This is a genomic window from Rickettsiales endosymbiont of Peranema trichophorum (genome assembly GCF_004210275.1).
In the GTDB taxonomy this organism is placed as follows: domain Bacteria; phylum Pseudomonadota; class Alphaproteobacteria; order Rickettsiales; family Midichloriaceae; genus RICK02.
Genome location: NZ_SCFA01000007.1, coordinates 1 through 2,316 on the forward strand (window position 1 = coordinate 1; position 2,316 = coordinate 2,316).

The 2,316-nt window shown below is 40.4% G+C and carries 4 protein-coding genes; 3 read left to right on the forward strand and 1 reads right to left on the reverse strand.

Annotated features, from left to right (window positions below; translation table 11 throughout):
• Both EDM53_RS05985 and EDM53_RS00475 read left to right on the forward strand, forming a co-directional pair.
• Positions 1-330 (forward strand): hypothetical protein (locus EDM53_RS05985; protein WP_165379497.1); only part of this gene is annotated, 330 nt, incomplete at its 5' end.
• A gap of 263 nt (positions 331-593) precedes the next feature.
• On the forward strand, positions 594-1,220 hold the full coding sequence (locus tag EDM53_RS00475; RefSeq protein ID WP_130121365.1) for a hypothetical protein: 627 nt from the start codon (positions 594-596) through the stop codon (positions 1,218-1,220).
• Positions 1,221-1,249: 29 nt separating this feature from the next.
• Here EDM53_RS00475 and EDM53_RS00480 read toward each other — a convergent pair whose 3' ends face one another.
• Positions 1,250-1,753, reverse strand: coding sequence for a hypothetical protein (locus EDM53_RS00480; protein ID WP_130121367.1), 504 nt, complete (start codon positions 1,751-1,753; stop codon positions 1,250-1,252).
• Between the two features lie 330 nt (positions 1,754-2,083).
• On the opposite strand from EDM53_RS00480, the gene EDM53_RS05990 reads away from it, so the two are divergent.
• Entirely contained in the window at positions 2,084-2,221 is a 138-nt protein-coding gene (locus tag EDM53_RS05990) for a hypothetical protein (RefSeq protein WP_165379498.1), read from the forward strand.
• The last annotated feature ends 95 nt before the right edge of the window (positions 2,222-2,316 follow it).

A 2,316-nucleotide genomic window follows, 5' to 3' on the forward strand; every position in this document is an offset into this window, starting at 1 on the left:
AATGTATACGATAACAGAGATAGTATATTTCACGGAAGCAGAAGCGCTACTGCAAGGGAGCGGGATGAGCAAGGTCCTTTGTGTTTTGGTACGGGCAGTTGTCATGAGGCTCTTGATTTAGAAATTAGCATTAGGGGGAGAGTGCTGGCGCTCAACGCGATTGCTAGTGCGTTGTCTTCAGAACCCTATACGTCAGTAACGGAGGTGCATGATCATGCAGGTAGTCCATTATGTGTGTTGCTTGGTGATCCAGATGGGAAGCTAGAGAATCCAGATACAAGAGTTAAGAGAGGAGACGATGGTGTTCTGAAGGTCCTAAAAAGGCACTGAATAGCAAGCACATAGTAGACAGGGTGGAGACTTGTTTTGTGGGAGCTAAGAACTGAAGCTTGAGAGATATGCTGGCGCGATTAACCAGAAGAACCAAACGTTACTCCAAATGTCCAATGATACTTAATGTCTGTAGCTATGTGGAGGTTTACAGATCTAGCTCTATCTATGCATGACACCGCCTATTCTAATTCATACCTCTTGCGGTTAGATACATTTTATGGTATGGCGTTCTATGGGGGATACTTATAAAAATTGTGGTAATGAAAGAAAAAAATTTGGAAATGAGTTATGCTGACTTCAAGCAATATTACGCGGCACTCCAAGCCGGTGAGGGTAAGCAGTTCATAGAAGCGTATAGAGAGCGCGTTGATCACTCTTTAACAGATGAAGAGGTGATGAGCCTTGCTTTGATGAAGGCCATACAACACCAAGATGTGGAGGCAGTGGGTCACATTTTAAATACTGCTCCACTCAAAGTACTAACAATCATGCATTGCAATGGGTATAGCCCTATTTCCCTTATCCTAGATCTATATAGGGAAAACCATGATATACTTGGTATGATTGAACGTTATTTATTAGCACATTCTGACGAAGAGAAGGTGGAACTCACTGAAAAGGAGCTATCCAATATGTCTATGGTTGTTGAAGTGCCTATGCTCGATCTAATAACACTAGAAGATAATTTAGAATACTTAAAAGAGACGTTTTTGCAATATTTGTACACTCCAGAAACGTTAGAGCATCTCCAGGTGTACTATTACTCACAAACTATACCATACAGTGAAGAAGCTACCTCTGGTCCGGAAGAGCAGGAAGCACACCTTAGCTTGCCAGAACCAAACCTTTTGCCTATACACCCTACCTTATTGGGTTCATCTACATAAGTGGAGACCAGTGGATGAACTAACTATTGTTATCTACAAGTAGGAACTTCGGGTATCATAGGACTGACCAGTAGGGTAGCTGTTGAATGTACGTCAGATTCTAACTCCTGCTGTGTACTTGTACTGCTCGTACTTGAATCTCCATATGGCAAGGAATCGCTAGTATATGTTCCTGTGTCAAAGTGTAGAGCCAGTTGTTGCAGACTTGCTGGAGTATATAGATAATGAAGGAATGTTTCGTTGAGATAGTCTAAGGAATCGTATACTGACATCAAGTCAAACATTGGTAGTGTTACAATAGAGCACATATTGAAGAAATCTTTGCCTGTTAATTCTACTAGATCACTGTTTTGAGTTTGTGATGAAAGATATTTCTGAAATAATTGCAATATATCTTCTTTATCGTCATAAAAAAATAACGTATGAGACAGAGGGCTAAACCCATCACTATGAACTAAAGTAAGTACTGTGATCGGAGCTGTGCTCAGAATGTTATTGATAGTCCTAAGATCATGGTCATCAATAGCGTGCATTTAATCCCAAGCTCATCACTTCTTCCTTTGTTAGAGAGTACTCTAAGTGTTTCTTGATATACTTGGTAACGAACTCATCGCATTTCAAATTTTTTTCTTTCATAACTTTTACTAAATGATTGGTCAACTCATACCGATGATACTATGAGTTTATTAAGAAGGCTATTTACACAACAAATGTTATAGGTGCGCCAGGAAAAGACTGGTTTAACAAGAAGGTGGAATTCCTTTTCGGGGAAGGTTTAACTAACCGACCGGAACTGAGTTTTGCGCCGAAAGCAGTAATGCTTAGGTGAAGCGTAAACAAGGCGAGTATAGGCCGAAACGAAAGTGAACTACAAGGGAGCCTCGAGAACTTCGATGATTCCAGAAGCTGACACAGTCTATGATGTGGAAAGCAACAGGCTTATCAGCAACATAGGTGCGGAAATTCCTATTAGCGTAGAGGACGTCATTTTAAGTGTGTAAGTGTGGGTCATTTTATATCTTAATTCTATCTGGAAAGAAGATACAAAATTGGTTTAAGGCAAGTTGCCATTCCCTAATAGGCATTGTCCACTTTT

Excerpts from the sequence above, each read along its gene's own strand:
- EDM53_RS00475 (WP_130121365.1), top strand. The coding sequence starts at position 594 with ATGAAAGAAAAAAATTTGGAAATGAGTTATGCTGACTTCAAGCAATAT.
- EDM53_RS00480 (WP_130121367.1), bottom strand. The coding sequence starts at position 1,753 with ATGCACGCTATTGATGACCATGATCTTAGGACTATCAATAACATTCTG.